Origin of the sequence: Streptomyces sp. NPDC001941, assembly GCF_040296945.1 — a bacterium.
Lineage (GTDB): Bacteria > Actinomycetota > Actinomycetes > Streptomycetales > Streptomycetaceae > Streptomyces.
In genome coordinates this window covers 1-18,099 of record NZ_JBEOYE010000078.1, presented here as the reverse complement: position 1 = coordinate 18,099, position 18,099 = coordinate 1, and the positions used below count along the sequence as shown (strand labels likewise).

Here is an 18,099-nt window from a genome sequence, read left to right as displayed (position 1 = left end):
GCTCGTACGGATGGGCGAGACCAGGGCAAAGTCTACCGGCGCTCTTCCTCCGGCTGTGGGGACTCCGCACGGCGGCGCCTCGGCAGCACCCTGAGCGCGTCCCCCATGTCCGCGACCTCGGTCACCTTCATGCCCGCCGGGACCCTGCCCGGATCGGTGGGCACCAACGCGTGCGTGAAGCCCAGCCGGTGCGCCTCGGCCAGCCGCCGCTGCACGCCGGTGACCCTCCTGACCTCGCCCGCCAGGCCCACCTCGCCGATCGCGACCAGGTTCTTGGGCAGCGGGGTGTCGCTCGCCGCGGAGGCCAGGGACAGGGCGACCGCCAGGTCGGAGGCCGGCTCGGAGAGCCGCACGCCGCCCACCGTGGCGCAGTAGATGTCGCGCTTGCCCAGCGCGCTGATCCGGCCGCGCTGCTCCAGGACGGCCAGCATCATCGAGACCCGGGAGGTCTCCAGGCCCGAGGTGGTGCGCCGGGGGGACGGGATCTGGGAGTCCACGGTCAGCGCCTGGACCTCGGCCACCAGCGGGCGGCGGCCCTCCAGGGTCACCGTCAGGCAGGTGCCCGGCACGGCCACGTCGCGCCGGGTCAGGAACAGGCCCGAGGGGTCGGCGAGGCCGGTGATGCCCTCGTCGTGCAGCTCGAAGCAGCCGACCTCGTCCGTCGCCCCGTACCGGTTCTTCACGCCGCGCACCAGGCGCAGGCGCGCGTGCCGGTCGCCCTCGAAGTGCAGGACGACGTCGACCAGGTGCTCCAGCAGGCGCGGGCCCGCGATGGCGCCGTCCTTGGTGACGTGTCCCACGAGCAGCGTGGACATGCCGCGGTCCTTGGAGGCCCGGATCAGGGCGCCCGCGACCTCGCGGACCTGCGCCATGCCGCCCGGGGCGCCGTCGATCTCGGGGGAGGCGACCGTCTGCACCGAGTCCATGATCAGCAAGGACGGCTTCACCGCGTCCAGGTGCCCCAGGACCGCGGACAGGTCGGTCTCGGCGGCCAGGTACAGGTGGTCGTCCAGCGCGTTGATCCGGTCGGCCCGCAGCCTGACCTGGCTGGCGGACTCCTCCCCGGTCACGTACAGCGTCGGGTGCTCCGCGCTGGCCGCCTTGGCCGCCACGTCCAGCAGCAGCGTCGACTTGCCCACGCCCGGCTCGCCGGCCAGCAGCACCACGGCGCCCGGCACCAGGCCGCCGCCCAGCACCCGGTCCAGCTCGCTCACGCCGGTGGAGCGGGCGGTCGCCTGGCGGCCGTCCACCTGGCCGATCGGCAGGGCGGCGGTGGAGACGCGTCCCGCGGCGGTGGTGCGGACCGCGGGCGCGCCGTACTCCTCGACCGTCCCCCAGGCCTGGCACTCGGGGCAGCGGCCGAGCCACTTGGCGGTCGTCCAGCCGCACTCGGTGCAGCGGTAGGACGGCCGGTCCTTCGCGGATTTCGTACGGGCAGCCATGCCGAGAACCGTAATGGGAACCACTGACAACGCCCGTGCCCCGGGGCCTCCGTCGCCGGTCACGGGCGCCGGGGCGGTCGCAACCGGTCACCCTCAGGGGGAGGAATCACAGCTTCCTGTCCCCTTTTGAGGGATACGTTCACCCGTAAGGATTAAAAGTGCTCAAGCGGTACTAAGGGCCTGTCCCACAACTCCTACGGTCGCCGGGTGACGAGCAGAGTGGAGCACCCCACGCACACCACCGGCGCGCACCGGGCACACCGCCGGGGCGCGAACCGGTCCGGCGCGCGGACGCAGGCCCAGCGCCCGCCCGCGCGCTACGAGGCGTACCTGGACGGACTGTTCACGTACTGCCTCTCCGTGCTGTGCGACCACGACGCGGCCACCGCCGCCCTCGGCGACGTGCTCGCCGTCTCCGAGCGGCAGTCCGCCCGCTGCCCCGAGGACGAGGGCCGCCGCAAGGCGTGGCTCTACGCGCTCGCCCGCTGGGCCTGCCTGCGCACCCTGGCCGAGCAGAAGCGCAACCGCCAGGGCGCCCACACCGGCCGCCCCGCGGGCCCCGCCCCGTCCGCCCCCGCGCGCGTCACCGAGGAGACCGCCGAGCGCCGCCGCGCCGAACTGGCCCGGCTCGCCTGGCCGGAGGCCGCCGGCACCACCCCCGAGCAGCGCGAGGCCCTGGAGCTCGCCGTGCGGCACGGCCTGGCCACCCGCGACGTCGCCGCCGTCCTCGGCCTCGACCCGATCGCCGCCCGCGAGCTGTTCGCCTCCGCCGCCTGCGAGGTCGAGCGCACCCGCGCCGCGCTCGCCGTCGTCGAGACCGGCACCTGCCCCACCGTCGCCGCCCTCACCGGCGACCACCAGGTGCTGCTCTCCGCCACCCTGCGCCGCGAACTCGTCCGGCACGTCGACGACTGCCCCCGCTGCCGCCGCGCCGCCGAGCGCGCGGGCGCCGCCGGACCCTGGCCCGGCGCCACCCCCGGCCAGGCCGCCCTGCCCCTGGTGCTCGCCCCGCGCGCGGCGGCCCACGTGGCGATGCTCAACGCGCCCCGCGCCCGGCCCGCCTCCCCGCGCTTCGGCCCCACCGGCTTCCCGCTCGACCCCAAGGACCACGCCGCCCGCCGCGACCGGCTGCGCACGCGCGCGGTGACCACCACCGTCGTCGCGGCCGTGGTCTGCGCCCCGGTGCTCGCCCTGTGGGCCGCCTACCGGGGCGACCCCCAGGGCGGCGGCCACGACAGCGCCTCCGTCGCCGTCGGCGACGCCGAGGAGCCGGGCGGCGCCGCCGACCGCGGCTACGACCACTACGCGAACGCGGGCAACGCCCGCACCAGCCCCGACGCCCGCTTCACCGAGGGCAGCCGGGCCCCGGACGTCTCCGTGGAGGTCGTCACCACCGGCGCCCCCGTCCCGCCCGCTCGCCCCGGCCGGGCCGCGCCCGGGCGGCTGACCGTCGAGGCGCGGGCCGCGGGCGGCGACACCACCGCGGTCACCCTGCGCGCCTCGGGCGGCTCCGCGGTGCGCTGGTCGCTGTGGTCGGACGCGCCGTGGCTGTACGTGAGCCGGGCCACCGGCAGCCTGGAGCCCGGCCGGTCGGTGACCGTGTACGTCTCCGTGGACCACGCCCGCGAACCCCGCGGCGCCTGGCACGCGCGCGTGGGCGTCGACCCGGCGGGCGCGGTCGTGCGCATCAGCGGGTACGGGGACGTGCCGACGCCCCCGACCACCGACCCGGAGCCGTCGAGCCCGCCGCCCACCTCGCAGCCGCCCACCTCGCAGCCGCCGACGTCCAGCCCGCCGCCCACGTCGAGCCCGCCGCCGACCTCGCAGCCGCCCGAGTCCAGCCCGCCGCCCACCTCCGAGCCGCCGTCCAGCCCGCCGCCGGTCACCGACCAGCCGCAGTCACCGGCGCCGGACCAGTCCCCGCAGCCGTAGCGCGCCCCGGGGACCGGCGGGCCCGCGCGTCAGCCGACCGGGTCCGCCGGGTGCGGCGCCACCAGCGGCAGCTGCGAGGCCAGCCGGGCCTCGCACAGGCCGACCAGCACCTCGTACGCCCGGGGGCCCATCAGCTCCGTCAGCTCCGGCCGGTAGGTCACGTACACCGGCTCGCCCGCGCCGTGCGCCGACGTCGCCGAGGTGCACCACCAGTGCAGGTCGTGGCCGCCCGGACCCCAGCCCCTGCGGTCGTACTCGCCGATCGAGACCTGGAGCACCTTGGTGTCGTCCGGCCGCTCGATCCAGTCGTACGTCCGGCGCACCGGCAGCTGCCAGCACACGTCCGGCTTGGTCTCCAGCGGCTCCTTGCCCTCCTTCAGCGCCAGGATGTGCAGCGAGCAGCCCGCGCCGCCCGCGAACCCCGGACGGTTCTGGAAGATGCACGACCCCTTCCAGCGCCGCGTCTGGCGGTCGCCGTCCTCGTCCAGCTGCACCCAGCCCGAGTCCGTGCCCACGTCGTGGAACTGCCACAGGTCCGGGGTGAGCCGCTCCACGTACGACGCCACGCGCTTCTCGTCGTCGTCGTCCGAGAAGTGCGCGCCCAGCGTGCAGCAGCCGTCGTCCGCGCGCCCCGCCTGGATGCCCTGGCAGCCGCTGCCGAAGACGCACGTCCAGCGCGACGTCAGCCACGTCAGGTCGCAGCGGAACACCTGCTCGTCGTCCGCCGGGTCGGGGAACTCCACCCACGCCCGCGCGAAATCGAGGCCCTTCTCGTCGTCGACGGCCGCCTTGAGGGTCTTGTCACCCTGCGCGGAGGTCTTCTTCGCCTTGGCTTTGCCCGGCTTCGCCTTTTTCGTCTTTGGCACGGGGCCAAGCGTATGCGCGCGGGAGCAGTAGCGTTCAGTGCATGAGACTCGGAGTCCTCGACGTCGGTTCGAACACGGTGCACCTGCTGATGGTGGACGCGCACCACGGTGCCCGCCCGCTGCCCGCCCACTCGCACAAGGCGGAGCTGCGCCTGGCCGAACTCCTCGACGGCCAGGGCGCGATCGCGCCCGCCGGGGTCGACCGTCTCATCTCCACCATCGCCTCCGCGCTGCAGGCCGCCGAGGACAAGGGCTGCGAGGACGTGCTGCCCTTCGCCACCTCCGCCGTGCGCGAGGCCACCAACGCCGACGACGTGCTGCGCCGCGTCCACGACGAGACCGGCGTCGACCTCCAGGTGCTCTCCGGCGCGGAGGAGGCCCGGCTCACCTTCCTCGCCGCCCGCCGCTGGTTCGGCTGGTCCGCGGGCAAGCTGCTGCTCCTGGACATCGGCGGGGGTTCCCTCGAAATCGCGTACGGCATCGACGAGGAACCCGACGCCGCCGTCAGCCTGCCGCTCGGCGCGGGCCGCCTGACCGGCGGCTGGCTGCCCGGCGACCCGCCGGACCCGGTGGACGTCAAGGCGCTGCGCCGGCACGTCCGGGCCCAGATCGCCCGTACCGTCGGCGAGTTCACCCGGTTCGGCCGCCCCGACCACGTGGTCGCCACCTCCAAGACCTTCAAGCAGCTCGCCCGGATCGCCGGCGCCCCCGGCTCCGGCGACGGCATCTACGCCCAGCGCGGCCTCAGCCGCCGCTCCCTGGAGGAGTGGGTGCCCAAGCTGGCCGCCATGACCACCGAGCAGCGCTGCACCCTGCCCGGCGTCTCCGAGGGCCGCGCCCCGCAGCTGCTGGCCGGGGCGCTGGTCGCGGAGGGCGCGATGGACCTGTTCGGGGTGGACGAACTGGAGATCTGTCCGTGGGCCCTGCGCGAGGGCGTGATCCTGCGCCGCCTGGACCGCCTCCCCGCCGCGCGGTGACGGCCCGTACGCTGTCCCTCGTGGCAGAACCAGTGGTGCGCATCCCGGATGCGAAGGTCGCCCTGTCGACGGCCTCGGTCTATCCGGAGTCGACGGCGACGGCCTTCGAGATCGCCGCGCGCCTGGGCTACGACGGCGTCGAGGTCATGGTGTGGACCGACCCCGTCAGCCAGGACGTGGAGGCGCTGCGGCGCCTCTCCGACTACCACCAGGTGCCGATCCTCGCGATCCACGCGCCCTGCCTGCTGATCACCCAGCGGGTCTGGTCCACCGACCCGTGGGTCAAGCTCCAGCGCGCGCAGGCCGCCGCCGAGAAGCTGGGCGCCTCCACGGTCGTCGTCCACCCGCCGTTCCGCTGGCAGCGGCAGTACGCCCGCGACTTCGTCGACGGGATCTGGCGCATGGCCGACGAGACGGACGTGCGGTTCGCCGTCGAGAACATGTACCCCTGGCGCTACCGCGACCGCGAGATGCTCGCGTACGCCCCCGAGTGGGACGTCACCAAGGACGACTACCGGCACTTCACGGTCGACCTCTCGCACACCGCGACCGCCCGCACCGACGCCCTGGCGATGATCGACCGCATGGGCGACCGGCTCGGCCACGTCCACCTCGCCGACGGGCGCGGCTCCGCCAAGGACGAGCACCTGGTCCCCGGCCGGGGCACCCAGCCGTGCGCGGAGCTCCTGGAGCGGCTGGCCCGCACCGGCTTCGACGGGCACGTCGTGATCGAGGTCAACACCCGGCGGGCGATGTCCGCCGCCGAGCGCGAGGCCGATCTCGCCGAGGCCCTCGCCTACACGCGCCTGCACCTCGCCTCGGCCGCCCGCGTCCGGTGACCGCGGCGCGCAGGGGCCGGGGCCGCCCGCCGCGGGACGCGGAGCAGGGGCCCGGGGCCCGGGAGCGGATCCTCGCGGCGGCCCGCGCGGAGTTCGCCGCCCGGGGGTACGACAAGACGTCCGTGCGCGGCATCGCCAAGGCCGCCGGGGTCGACCCGGCGCTGGTGCACCACTACTTCGGCACCAAGGACGAGGTCTTCGAGGCGGCCATCGAGGTCACCATGGAACCGGCCCTGGTGGTCTCCGCCGTGGTGGGCGAGGGCCCGGACGGCATCGGGGAGCGGCTGGCCCGCTACTTCCTGGGCGTCTGGGAGAACCCGGCGGTCCGCACCCCGATGCTCGCGGTCATCCGCTCGGCGCTGACCCACGACGCCGCCGCCAAGGTGCTCAGGGCGTTCGTGCTGCGCCGGGTCCTGGAGCGGGTCGCCGCCGACCTCGACGTACCGGACCCGAAGCTGCGGGCGGAGCTGGCCGCGTCGCACATGGTCGGCATCGCGATGCTGCGGTACGTGGTGCGGGTGGAGCCGCTGGCGTCGGCGGACCCCGAGGAGATCGTGAAACTGGTGGCGCCGACGCTGCAGAGGTACCTGACCGTCCCCTGAGGCGGTACTGGACCGTCCCCGGGGGGCACCCGATCACCCCCCGGGATCGGCACCCGGCCGTCCCCGGGATCGGCACCCGACCACTCCCGGGATCGGCACCCGATCACCCTCAGGGGCGGTACTCCCCGTCCCGTATTCCGGACACCCTGTCCAGATCTTGGAGTCGCGGCGTAGGCTCGGCCCCAGGAACACCCGTCTGCAAGGAGCGAGCGACGATGCCCGAGCTGAGGTCCCGCACAGTCACCCACGGCCGCAACATGGCGGGTGCGCGCGCCCTGATGCGCGCCTCCGGTGTACCGGGCGCGGACATCGGACGGAAGCCGATCATCGCGGTGGCGAACTCCTTCACCGAGTTCGTCCCGGGCCACACCCACCTGGCGCCCGTCGGCCGCATCGTCTCCGAGGCGATCACCGAGGCGGGCGGCATCCCGCGCGAGTTCAACACCATCGCCGTCGACGACGGCATCGCGATGGGCCACGGCGGCATGCTCTACAGCCTGCCCTCGCGCGACCTGATCGCCGACTCGGTGGAGTACATGGTGGAGGCGCACTGCGCCGACGCCCTGGTCTGCATCTCCAACTGCGACAAGATCACCCCCGGCATGCTGATGGCCGCCCTGCGCCTGAACATCCCGACGGTCTTCGTCTCCGGCGGCCCCATGGAGTCCGGCCGCGCGACCCTGGTCGACGGCACGGTGCGCACCCTGGACCTGGTCGACGCGATCTCCGACGCGGTCAACGACAAGATCTCCGACGAGGACATCCGGCGCATCGAGGAGAACGCCTGCCCGACCTGCGGCTCGTGTTCCGGCATGTTCACCGCCAACTCGATGAACTGCCTCACCGAGGCCATCGGCCTGTCCCTGCCCGGCAACGGCTCGGTCCTGGCCACCCACACCGCCCGCCGCGCCCTGTACGAGGACGCCGCGCGCACGGTCATGGACATCACCCGCCGCTACTACGAGCAGGACGACGCCACCGTCCTGCCGCGCGCGGTCGCGTCCTTCGCCGCCTTCGAGAACGCCATGGCCCTGGACATCGCCATGGGCGGCTCCACCAACACGATCCTGCACCTGCTGGCCGCCGCCCAGGAGGCGGGCGTGGAGTTCGGCCTCAACGAGATCGACGCCGTCTCGCGCCGGGTCCCGTGCCTGGCCAAGGTCGCGCCCAACGTCGGCAAGAACCGTACGTACTACATGGAGGACGTCCACCGGGCCGGCGGCATCCCCGCCCTGCTCGGCGAACTCCACCGCGCGGGCCTGCTGCGCGAGGACGTCCACTCCGTCCACAGCCCCTCCCTCGCGGACTGGCTGAAGACCTGGGACGTGCGCGGCGGCTCCCCGTCGCCGGAGGCCGTGGAACTGTGGCACGCGGCCCCCGGCTGCGTGCGCTCGTCGGAGGCCTTCTCCCAGTCGGAGCGCTGGGACAGCCTCGACACGGACGCGGCCGAGGGCTGCATCCGCTCGGCGGAGCACGCGTACTCCCAGGACGGCGGCCTGGCGGTCCTCAAGGGCAACCTGGCGGTCGACGGCTGCGTGGTGAAGACGGCGGGCGTCGACGAGTCCATCTGGACCTTCGAGGGCCCGGCGGTCGTCTGCGAGTCGCAGGAGGAGGCCGTCGAGAAGATCCTCAACAAGCAGGTGAAGGACGGGGACGTCGTCGTCATCCGCTACGAGGGTCCCAAGGGCGGCCCGGGCATGCAGGAGATGCTGTACCCGACCTCGTTCCTCAAGGGCCGCGGGCTGGGCAAGACCTGCGCGCTGATCACCGACGGCCGCTTCTCCGGCGGCACGTCGGGCCTCTCCATCGGCCACGCCTCCCCGGAGGCGGCGTCGGGCGGCACGATCGCGCTGGTCGAGGACGGCGACCGGATCCGCATCGACATCCCGAACCGTACGGTCGAACTCCTGGTCCCCGAGGAGACCCTGGCCTCCCGCGAGCAGGCCCTGGCGGGCGCCTACGCCCCCAAGTCCCGCACCCGCAAGGTCTCCCAGGCCCTGCGCGCCTACGCGGCGATGGCAACGAGCGCGGACAAGGGCGCGGTCCGGGACGTGTCGAAGCTGGGATAACGGGAGACGGGGGGAGGGGCCGGGTCCCTGCGGGCCCATGACTCCGGGGAGCCCCACAGACCCGAGGGGCCCGCGGGCCCCGGCCCTGTCGGGGGCACGCGCGAGGCCCTACCGGGGTACACGCGCGGAGCCCCACCGGGGTGCAGGGGCGAAGCCCCGCAGGCCCGTGAAGCCCGCGGGCCCCGGCCCTACCGGGGTACCGGGGTGCAGGGGCGGAGCCCCGCTGGGCCCCGCAGGCCCGTGAGGCCCGCGGGTCCCGGCCCTACCGGGGTGCAGGGGCGGAGCCCCGCGCGGGGCCCGGGGGCGCAGCCCCCGGAACAACCTTCCCCCTCCCACCGCCGGAGGCTTTCGGGAAGGGGCGGGGTGGGGCAAGAAGGCCCCGCACCACGACCCCCCGCACCCCCTAACCCCCGCACCACCACCGCCCTACCACCCCTCCACCCCCCGCGCCGCCACCCCGAACACCGCCCCGTCCGGCGCCATCCCCACCACCACGTCCCCGACCACCACCGGCGACGGCAGCGTCGCCGCATAGCCGCCCCCGCCGCCCCCGCCGCCCCCGCCGCCCCCGCCGCCCCCGCCGGCACCTCCGGCCCCCATCCGCACCGCGCTCTCCCCCACCAGCTCCCCGGCCCCCGCCGACACCGCCACCACCCTCCCGTCCGCACCGGACATCAGCACCCGCCCATCGGCCACCACCGGTCGCGACGCCCGCGCCACCCCGGTGTCCAGGCGCCAACTCCGCACCCCGCGCCCCAGGTCGAGCGCCACCAGCGCACCTCCAGCCCCCACCACGTACGCCCGCTCCCCGTCCACCACGCCCTGCGCCTGGTCCATCGGCGAGCCGAGCGCCACCCTGCGCACCGCGCGCGTGGTCGTGTCCAGCCGCACCACCGCGTCCGCGAACAGCTCCGCGTCCGTGGACAGCAGCACCAGCGAACTCCCCTTCGCCTGCACCGGATCCAGCGTTCCGGACAGCCGCTCCCGCCACAGCACGTCCCCGCTCGTGGCGTCGACGGCCACCACGGACGTACGCCCACCGCCCCCCGAAGCCGACCCCGGCGCCGACCCCGAGGCCGCCACCCCGTACACCCGCCGCCCATCCGGCCCCGCGACCCACTGCGCCCCGGCCCCGCCCAGCCGCTTGGTCCAACTCGGCCTGCCCGTGGTCGCGTCCAGCCGCCGCACCCGCCCGTCGGCCGCGGTCAGCAGTACGGCACTCCCCGCGTGCACCACGTTCGTGTAAGCCGAGGTGTCCACGCTCCAGCGCAACGCCCCGCTCTCCGGGTCCCGCGCCTCCAGCCGCCCGGACCCCGGCGGCACCACGTGCACCAGGCCGCCCGCCAGGACCGGCGCGGCCGCCTCGCCCTTCAGGTCGCCGGAGGGCACCGTCCACGCGCGCGTGCCGTTCCTCGCGTCCAGGCGGGCCACCCGCACTCCGGGCGCCGCGCAGTACAGCGCCTTCCCCGCCGCCGAGCACGCGGCCGTACGGTTCGTGCCCCGGCTGGTCAACGGCACCGCCCACGGAGTGAACCCGGCCGCCACCGAACGGGCCGCGCCCGCCGCCCCCGCCCCCCGCTCCGGAGCCTCCCCGCCCCGCGCGACCAGCACCCCGGCGACCACCGCCGCGCACACCAGCACCGCCGCCGCGCCCACGGCCACCCGCCGCCTCACCGGACCGGCCGGACCGGACGCGGACGAGGACCCGGACCCGGACCTGGACCCGGACCCGGACGAGGAAACGGCCCCGGCAGCACCTGCCGCCTCCGGCGTGGGCGTCCCCGCGGCGGGCGTCCGCGTCGCCGCGAACGACCACGACTGCGTGTCCTGGTCCCCGCCGAGCCCCCGCAGCCCCGTCATCACCTCGTCGGCCGTCGGCCGCCGCTCCGGCTCCTTCTCCAGGCAGCGCCGCAGCAGCGGCACCATGCTCTCCGGGACGCCAGCCAAGTCCGGCTCGTTGTGCACCACTTGGTACGCGACCACGTACGGGCTGTCCGAGTCGAACGGCCCTCGCCCGGTCGCCGCGTGCACCAGCACCGCCGCCAGCGCGAACACGTCCGCCGCCGGCCCCACGTCCCTCGGCCGCTGGAACTGCTCGGGCGCCATGAACGGCGGCGTGCCGATCAGCTTCCCCGTCTCCGTGCGCAACTGGCTGTCCACCGGCCGCGAGATCCCGAAGTCGATCACCTTGGGCCCGTCCGCGGCGAGCAGCACGTTGCTCGGCTTCAGGTCCCGGTGCACCACGCCGGCCCGGTGGATGTCGCGCAGCGCCTCGGCCAGCCCCGCGCCCACCCGGCGCAACTCCCCGGCGCCCAGCGGCCCGTTCCCCTTCACCCGCTCGGCGAGCGTCGGCCCCTCGATGAACAGCGTCGCCATCCACGGCCGCAGGGCCTCCGGGTCGGCGTCGACGACCGGCGCGGTGAAGGCGCCGCTCACCCGTCGCGCGGCCGCCACCTCCTGCCGGAAGCGCGCCCTGAACTCGGGGTCCGCCGCGTGCTCCGCGTGCACCACCTTCACGGCCAGGCGCAGCCCCGAGTCGGACGTGGCCAGGCGCACCACGCCCATGCCGCCCGTTCCCAGGCATTCCTCGAGCCGGTACCGCCCGGCGTACTCCGGATGTTCCGCTTCCGGGAACGCCCCGGTGCTGCGCAGCGGCGGCATCGCCCACCCCCGTAGGTTCGTGCGCACACGCGACGCACGGAGCCTAGTCGATGATGCGTGCGATCCCTTCGGGGCTTGCTAGCCTGCGCGCGCCGTACGACAGCCGTACGGCCACGGGGGAGGACCACATGAACGACGAGCAGTCAGCGACCCTGGCCGAGGCCGAGGCCGAGCCGCGCACCGCCAAGCGCTACGCCACGGCCCCCGGTTACCGGGTGAACGTCCGCAGCGGCCCCGGCACCGGCTACCCGGTGGTGCGGGTGCTCGCCGAGGGCGCCCGGGTGCCGGTCAACTGCCAGAAGCCCGGCGAGCGCGTCTCCGGCCCCTACGGAACCACCAGCCTCTGGGACAACATCGGCAACGGCCAGTACGTCTCCGACGCCTACGTCCACACCGGCACCGACGGCTACGTCACGGTCCGCTGCTCCTGAACCGGCTCCTCCATCAGGGGCTCCCGCCCCGCCCCGTTCAGCGCTTGCGCTTCTTGGGGTTCCCCGAGGAGCGCGCGCGGCGCTTGGCGAACTGGGCGCGAGCCGTCTCGTACTCCTCGCGCAGCAGCTTCTCGCCGGGCGCCTCGACGAACGAGCGGACGAAGTACGCCAACAGCGAGCCGATGAAGCCGATGGCCTTCAGACCGCGCAGCGCGTCCTCGCGCCCCGGGTCCGCCGGGCGGCGCACGAAGCCCTCCCAGGTCTTGCGGAAGGCCAGGGCGCTGCACACCGCGAACATGATGATCACCAGTGTGTTGACGAAGCCGCCGACCGCCGCGATCTGCAGGCCCTGGAAGGCGAAGCGCAGCACCAGGCAGCTGATGACGGCCGCCGCCAGCGACCCGACGGCCACGCCGGCGCGCCGCAGCCCGTAGTGGCCGTCGTGGTCGACCCAGGTCGTACCGAAGAACCGGATGGGCTCGGGCTGCGGTCCCTCGGCGATGTCCGCCGCGCCGCTGCTGTCGTCGTTCTGCTCGCTCACAGGGACGATTATCCCCGCCCGGGCCCCGAAGCCGGGGAGGACCTTCGGCCGGATCACGTCCGCGGAGGTCAGGCGCCCCGTATGCCCTTGGCGCCGCCGCGCGCGTTCACGATCCGCCCCACCAGGCCCACCACGCCCGTGACGACCAGGCCCTGCCAGAGGCCCGAGCCCAGGCTCGCGAAGAAGTCCTGCGCGGTCAGCACCTGGCGGATGACCACCTCGCCCACGACCGCGGCCGCGCCCGGCACGAGCGCGACGCGCCAGGGGTGCGCGGCCGCCCACTCCCGTATCCGCCGGTGGTCCGCGCGCCCGCCGGAGACGAGCGCGCCCGCCCCGCCCACGATCAGGAACAGGGTCATGGCGACGGACAGCGCCCCCGCCACCGCCCCCAGCCCCACCCCGCCGCCGATCAGGGAGAACACGAGCGACACCGCGCCGCCCCCCGACCCGACCAGGGCCGCGGTGCGCCACGGCCCGAGCGATGTCGCCGCGACGGCGAGCTGCCGTCGTTCGGCCCTGGAAATCTCACCTTTGTGGCTCATATGCCCACGATCCCGCCCCCGGGCCCCCACCACCATGGGGGATGCCCCCGACTCCCCCCTGACGCCACCCCGAGACGACCCCCGCCCCGACCCCGGCCGGACACGCTCCCGGCCCCTTGACGGCCCCACCCCCCGCGCGCAGAATTCATCACATGATGAATTCTGTGCGCGGCCCCGCCGTCGAGGCCCGCGACCTCACCGTCGTACGCGGTGCGCGCACCGTCCTGCGCGGTCTCGACTTCACCGTGCCGCCCGGCCAGATCACCGGCCTCCTCGGCCCCTCCGGCTGCGGCAAGTCCACCCTGATGCGCGCCCTCGTCGGCACCCAGGCCAAGGTCACCGGCACCCTCCAGGTCCTCGGCCACCCCGCGGGCGCCGCCGCCCTGCGCTCCCGCATCGGGTACGTCACCCAGGCCCCCTCCGTCTACGACGACCTCACCGTCCGGCAGAACCTCGACTACTTCGCCGCCGTCCTGCTCCCCGGCCGCGCCCACCGCGACGCCCGCCACGAGACCGTCACCCGCGCCATCGCCGACGTCGACCTCACCGGACACGCCGACGCCCTCGCCGGGCGGCTCTCCGGCGGCCAGCGCAGCCGCGTCTCCCTCGCCGTCGCCCTGCTCGGCACCCCCGAGCTGCTCGTCCTCGACGAACCCACCGTCGGCCTCGACCCGGTCCTGCGCCGCGAACTGTGGAACCTCTTCCACCGCATCGCCGCCGACCGCGGCGCCACGATCCTCATCTCCTCGCACGTCATGGACGAGGCCGAGCGCTGCCACCGCCTCCTGCTCATGCGCGACGGGCGGATCCTCGCCGACGACACCCCCGACGCCCTGCGCCGCCGCAACGACACCGCCACCGTCGAGGACGCCTTCCTCCACCTCGTCGACGCGGCCAACGCCCTCGAGGAGGCCGCCCGATGAGCACCACCGCCCACGCCCCCGCCGCCGACCGCCCGCGCGCCCTCACCGCCGCCCGCACCCTCGCCACCGCCGCCCGCGTCCTGCGCCAGCTGCGCCACGACCCGCGCTCGATCGCCCTGATGATCCTCGTGCCGTGCGTGATGCTGTTCCTGCTGCGGTACGTGTTCGACGGCAGCCCCCGCACCTTCGACGCCATCGGCGCCTCGCTGCTCGGCATCTTCCCTCTGATCACGATGTTCCTGGTGACCTCGATCGCCACCCTGCGCGAACGCACCTCCGGCACCCTGGAACGGCTGCTCGCCATGCCCCTGGGCAAGGGCGACCTGATCGCCGGCTACGCGCTCGCGTTCGGCCTGCTCGCCGTCGTCCAGTCGGCCCTCGCCACCGGCCTCGCCCTGTGGCTCCTCGGCCTCGACGTCGTCGGCTCGCCCTGGCTGCTGCTCCTGGTGGCCCTGCTCGACGCCCTGCTCGGCACCGCGCTCGGCCTGTTCGTGTCGGCCTTCGCCGCCTCCGAGTTCCAGGCCGTCCAGTTCATGCCCGCGGTGATCTTCCCCCAGCTGCTGCTGTGCGGCCTGTTCGCCCCGCGCGGCACCATGCAGCCGGTCCTGGAGGGCATCTCCGACGTGCTGCCCATGTCGTACGCCGTCGACGGCATGAACGAGGTCCTCAAGCACACCGACGTCACCGCCGGCTTCCTCCGCGACGCCCTGGTCGTCGCCGCCTGCGCGCTCCTCGTCCTCACCCTCGGAGCCGCCACCCTGCGCCGCCGCACCCAGTAGGACACCGGGGGGGCTCCTACCGGACCTCCACCACGTCCCCGAGCACCACCACTCCGTACAGCCAGTGCGCGTCCTCCACCGACAGCGCCAGGGCGCTCCCGCCGATCACCGTGTTGAACCGCGTCCCGAACAGGTAGTACACCGACCCCCCGGACCCGGTCAGCTCGATCACGTACTCCGTCTTGTAGACGTACCCGTCGGACATCCCTGACGCGGGCATGTCCTTGCGCGCGTACTTCGCCGTCACGGTCATCCGTCCCGCCGGCGGCGGGTTCTTCTCCTTGTCCACCAGCACCGGCAGCACCCGCAGCCCCCGCCCGTCCCGGCCCGCCGTCAGCCGCCGCGCGGACACGTCCACCACCACGGCCGGAGCCTTCGGCGACGGGGGCGCACTCGTCCGCGACGCGGCCGGGGGCGCGGGCTCCTCCACGCGCGCGTGCAGCAGCTTCGGCACCCCCACCGCGAGCATCCCCAGCGCCACCACGGCCGCGGCCCCCGCACCCACCGCACGGCGCCGCCGCCCCCGCGCACCCGCCCGCCGCCGGATCTCCTCGCCCGACACCGACGGCGGCACCTGTCCGGCACCGGCCAGGTCCCGCAGTACGTCACGGAGTTCGTCATCCGGCACGGCTGTCCTCCATCTCCCCGGCCGACAGCAACGCGGCGAGCGCCGCCCTGCCCCGCGACAGACGCGCCTTCACCGTCCCCGCCGGAGCACCCGTCTCCACCGCGATCTGCTCCACGCTCAGGTCGCACAGGTGGTGCAGCACCACCGCCTGCCGCTGCGCCTCCGGCAACCGCCGCAACGCCTCCACCAGCACCGTGTGCTCCGGACCCGGGCCCGGCACACCGTCCGGCGGCGCCTGGTGGCGCACCAGGTCCAGCCACCGCCGCGCCCGCCGCCACCGGCTCACCGCGAGCCGCATCGCCACCGTACGGATCCAGGCCTCGGGTGCCTGGTCCGCAAGGAAGGAGGCACGGCGGTCCCAGGCCCGCACGAAGGCCTCCTGCACCACGTCCTGGGCCTCCCCGTGGTCCCCCGTCAGCGCGTACAGCTGCCCCACCAGACGCGGGAAGGCGACCGCGTAGAAGGCGTCGAACTCCTCCTCCGTCACAACCGCTAGGACCCCCTCCGAAGTTTTTCGGTTCCGGTGCAACCCGGCACCCCCCACCGTGCGTACAGCAACCGAACGATCAAACCTCAGGGGGAGGAACAAGACCATGTCCCGACCGGGCACGGCCCTGCGCCGCACGGCGGCAGCAACCACGGCCGCACTGTTCTGCGCGCTCGCGCTCACATCCTGCGCCCAGGCCGGGGGGAACGCGTCGGCGGACGCCAAGGCACCGGCCGTCAGGCCCGCCGCACAGTCGCCGAAGCCGACCGCCACGCCGCCGTCCGCGGCCGAGCTCGCCGCCCGCCGCCACCTCGCCGACGCCAAGCTCAACGTCCGCGACGGACAGTCCGTCGGCGTCGGCATGCCCGTCTCCCTCACCTTCCCCACCCCGGTGCCCAAGGGCGAGCGCGCCGACGTCGAGCGCCTCCTCGAGGTCACCACCGCCCCGGCCGTCACCGGCGCCTGGAGCTGGGTCAAGGACCGCAACCTCCACCAGGGCCAGCGCCTCGACTACCGCCCGCAGGACTACTGGACCCCCGGCACCAAGGTCACCGTCCAGGCCGGACCCGACCTCACCCGCGCCTTCACCGTCGCCCGCTCCCTGGTCGCCACCGTCGACGTCGACGCGCACGAGATGACGGTCGTCGAGGCCGGCCGGAAGAACACGGTCCCGGTCACCACCGGCGCCCCCGGCATGGAGACCTGGAACGGCGTCATGGTCGTCTCCGACAAGCAGCACCGCGTCTTCATGGACTCCCAGACCGTCGGCTACGGCAAGTCCTACGCCGACTGGTACTACTACGCCGTCCACCTCACCACCTCCGGCACCTACCTCCACCAGAACCCCGGAGCGGACTCCGCGGCGGGCCGCAGGAACATCACCCACGGCTGCATAGGCCTCGCCACCGACGGCACCGCCAAGCGCTTCTACGACCGGGTCATACCCGGCGACGTCGTCAAGGTCGTCAACTCCACGGACACCGTCGACCCGGGCAACGGCTACGGCGACTGGAACGTCGACTGGAAGGACTGGCTCAAGGGCAGCGCCCTCGCCACCACCGCCGGGTAGCACCCCGCCCCGCGCGCGCCGCCGACGCGCGCGGGGATGCCCGCCCCTCGGACACCGCACCCGCCCGGAGGGCGCGCGGTGCGAGGATGGCGCCTCGTAACCCAGAGCGGCGAGGTGAACAGAGCCATGACCAAGACAGTCGCAGTCCTCGGCACCGGCAAGATCGGTGAAGCCCTGCTGAGCGGCATGATCCGAGCCGGCTGGCGCCCCGCCGACCTCCTCGTCACCACCCGCCGTACCGACCGCGCGGAAGAACTGCGCGCGCGCTACGGCGTCGAGGCCGTCAGCAACGCGGAGGCCGCCAAGCGCGCGGACACCCTCATCCTCGCCGTGAAGCCCCAGGACATGGGCCGCCTCCTCGACGAGCTCGCGCCCCACCTGAGCGCCGACCGGCTGGTCATCAGCGCCGCCGCGGGCATCACCACGGCCTTCATCGAGGAGCGCCTCGCCGCCGGCACCCCCGTGGTCCGCGTCATGCCGAACACCCCCGTCCTCGTCGACGAGGGCATGTCCGTCATCTCCGCGGGCAGCCACGCCACCCCCGCGCACGTCACGCACACCGAGGAGATCTTCGGCGGCGTCGGCAAGACCCTGCGCGTCCCCGAGAGCCAGCAGGACGCGGCCACCGCGCTCTCCGGCTCGGGACCGGCGTACTTCTACTTCCTGGTCGAGGCCATGACGGACGCGGGCATCCTCCTGGGCCTGCCGCGCGCCCAGGCCCACGACCTGATCGTGCAGGCGGCCATCGGCGCCGCCGTGATGCTGCGCGACAGCGGCGAGCACCCGGTGAAGCTCCGCGAGGCGGTGACCTCCCCGGCGGGTACGACCATCAGCGCGATCCGCGAGCTGGAGAACCACGGGGTACGCGCGGCCCTCATCGCGGCCCTGGAGGCCGCCCGCGACCGCAGCCGCGAGCTGGCCTCCGGCAACGGCTGAGCCCGCCCAAGGCGTCACGCTCGTACGCGCGATCACCCCTCGTGGGTACGAGCGAGGCCGAGGGTTGACACGGAACCCCCTGGTCCGTAAGGTTCTTCGAGTTGTCCGACGTGAGCACCAACCCCGGTTGGTCCCCGGACGGCCATTCCGCAAGACCCACCAAGAACGAGCGACGTACTGTCGCGACGTTTTCCGTGCGCTTTTGCGAAATGAAGGAATCGCGTTCGAGAGAGCGGGACCCCGATTAGCTCGGGAGCCAGGATTCCGCTAAAGTCTCACTCGTCGGAACGGCCCAACAGCCGCGAAGACAACCCCCTCTGACTGGGAATCAGGCCCGAAAGGATCTGATAGAGTCGGAACCGCCGGAAAGGGAAA

General features: G+C 74.2%; 17 protein-coding genes. 10 read left to right on the top strand and 7 right to left on the bottom strand.

Features of this window, described 5'->3' with window-relative positions; translation table 11 throughout:
• Window positions 1-32: 32 nt before the first annotated feature.
• Window positions 33-1,442, bottom strand: coding sequence for a DNA repair protein RadA (gene radA / locus ABT160_RS35610; RefSeq protein ID WP_351652126.1), 1,410 nt, complete (start codon window positions 1,440-1,442; stop codon window positions 33-35).
• A 207-nt stretch (window positions 1,443-1,649) separates the two neighbouring features.
• Between radA and ABT160_RS35605 the strand changes: the two genes are divergently transcribed.
• On the top strand, window positions 1,650-3,374 hold the full coding sequence (locus tag ABT160_RS35605) for a BACON domain-containing protein (protein WP_351652125.1): 1,725 nt from the start codon (window positions 1,650-1,652) through the stop codon (window positions 3,372-3,374).
• A gap of 29 nt (window positions 3,375-3,403) precedes the next feature.
• On the opposite strand, the gene ABT160_RS35600 is transcribed toward ABT160_RS35605, so the two are convergent.
• Window positions 3,404-4,240 (bottom strand): DUF3109 family protein, encoded by an 837-nt coding sequence (locus tag ABT160_RS35600; RefSeq protein WP_351652124.1) that lies wholly within the window; start codon window positions 4,238-4,240, stop codon window positions 3,404-3,406.
• A gap of 41 nt (window positions 4,241-4,281) precedes the next feature.
• On the opposite strand from ABT160_RS35600, the gene ABT160_RS35595 reads away from it, so the two are divergent.
• The 4 genes from ABT160_RS35595 to ilvD all read left to right on the top strand — a co-directional run bounded on the left by ABT160_RS35595 (window position 4,282) and on the right by ilvD (window position 8,727).
• Window positions 4,282-5,217, top strand: coding sequence for a Ppx/GppA family phosphatase (locus ABT160_RS35595; protein ID WP_351652123.1), 936 nt, complete (start codon window positions 4,282-4,284; stop codon window positions 5,215-5,217).
• A gap of 20 nt (window positions 5,218-5,237) precedes the next feature.
• A complete protein-coding gene (locus ABT160_RS35590; protein ID WP_351652122.1) occupies window positions 5,238-6,056 on the top strand; it encodes a sugar phosphate isomerase/epimerase family protein in 819 nt (272 codons plus the stop codon).
• Entirely contained in the window at window positions 6,053-6,658 is a 606-nt protein-coding gene (locus ABT160_RS35585; RefSeq protein ID WP_351652121.1) for a TetR/AcrR family transcriptional regulator, read from the top strand. The genes ABT160_RS35590 and ABT160_RS35585 overlap by 4 nt, the downstream gene beginning before the upstream one ends.
• A 215-nt stretch (window positions 6,659-6,873) precedes the next feature.
• Window positions 6,874-8,727, top strand: a complete 1,854-nt coding sequence (gene ilvD, locus ABT160_RS35580; RefSeq protein WP_351652120.1) for a dihydroxy-acid dehydratase — start codon at window positions 6,874-6,876, stop codon at window positions 8,725-8,727.
• A gap of 426 nt (window positions 8,728-9,153) precedes the next feature.
• On the opposite strand, the gene ABT160_RS35575 is transcribed toward ilvD, so the two are convergent.
• A complete protein-coding gene (locus ABT160_RS35575; RefSeq protein ID WP_502984361.1) occupies window positions 9,154-11,388 on the bottom strand; it encodes a serine/threonine-protein kinase in 2,235 nt (744 codons plus the stop codon).
• A 128-nt stretch (window positions 11,389-11,516) separates the two neighbouring features.
• On the opposite strand from ABT160_RS35575, the gene ABT160_RS35570 reads away from it, so the two are divergent.
• Window positions 11,517-11,819 (top strand): peptidase, encoded by a 303-nt coding sequence (locus tag ABT160_RS35570; protein WP_351652118.1) that lies wholly within the window; start codon window positions 11,517-11,519, stop codon window positions 11,817-11,819.
• A gap of 37 nt (window positions 11,820-11,856) precedes the next feature.
• Here the strand turns inward: ABT160_RS35570 and ABT160_RS35565 are convergent, their stop codons facing one another.
• Together ABT160_RS35565 and ABT160_RS35560 are read right to left on the bottom strand one after the other, a co-directional pair.
• Window positions 11,857-12,360: a hypothetical protein gene (locus tag ABT160_RS35565; RefSeq protein WP_351652117.1), complete on the bottom strand. Its 504-nt coding sequence runs from the start codon at window positions 12,358-12,360 to the stop codon at window positions 11,857-11,859.
• A 68-nt stretch (window positions 12,361-12,428) separates the two neighbouring features.
• On the bottom strand, window positions 12,429-12,902 hold the full coding sequence (locus ABT160_RS35560; protein ID WP_351652116.1) for a hypothetical protein: 474 nt from the start codon (window positions 12,900-12,902) through the stop codon (window positions 12,429-12,431).
• A 152-nt stretch (window positions 12,903-13,054) separates the two neighbouring features.
• Between ABT160_RS35560 and ABT160_RS35555 the strand changes: the two genes are divergently transcribed.
• A complete protein-coding gene (locus ABT160_RS35555) occupies window positions 13,055-13,825 on the top strand; it encodes an ABC transporter ATP-binding protein (protein ID WP_351652115.1) in 771 nt (256 codons plus the stop codon).
• A complete protein-coding gene (locus tag ABT160_RS35550) occupies window positions 13,822-14,604 on the top strand; it encodes an ABC transporter permease (protein ID WP_351652114.1) in 783 nt (260 codons plus the stop codon). Before ABT160_RS35555 ends, ABT160_RS35550 begins: the two co-directional genes overlap by 4 nt.
• Window positions 14,605-14,620: 16 nt before the next feature.
• Here the strand turns inward: ABT160_RS35550 and ABT160_RS35545 are convergent, their stop codons facing one another.
• On the bottom strand, window positions 14,621-15,232 hold the full coding sequence (locus ABT160_RS35545) for a L,D-transpeptidase (protein WP_351652113.1): 612 nt from the start codon (window positions 15,230-15,232) through the stop codon (window positions 14,621-14,623).
• On the bottom strand, window positions 15,222-15,719 hold the full coding sequence (locus tag ABT160_RS35540) for a SigE family RNA polymerase sigma factor (RefSeq protein WP_351652112.1): 498 nt from the start codon (window positions 15,717-15,719) through the stop codon (window positions 15,222-15,224). The genes ABT160_RS35545 and ABT160_RS35540 overlap by 11 nt, the downstream gene beginning before the upstream one ends.
• Window positions 15,720-15,825: 106 nt before the next feature.
• Here ABT160_RS35540 and ABT160_RS35535 point away from each other — a divergent pair, with 106 nt between their 5' ends.
• Together ABT160_RS35535 and proC are read left to right on the top strand one after the other, a co-directional pair.
• Complete coding sequence (locus ABT160_RS35535) at window positions 15,826-16,788, top strand: L,D-transpeptidase (RefSeq protein ID WP_351652111.1); 963 nt, start codon at window positions 15,826-15,828, stop codon at window positions 16,786-16,788.
• 126 nt (window positions 16,789-16,914) lie between these two features.
• Window positions 16,915-17,724, top strand: a complete 810-nt coding sequence (proC, locus tag ABT160_RS35530; RefSeq protein WP_351652110.1) for a pyrroline-5-carboxylate reductase — start codon at window positions 16,915-16,917, stop codon at window positions 17,722-17,724.
• Window positions 17,725-18,099: the final 375 nt, after the last annotated feature.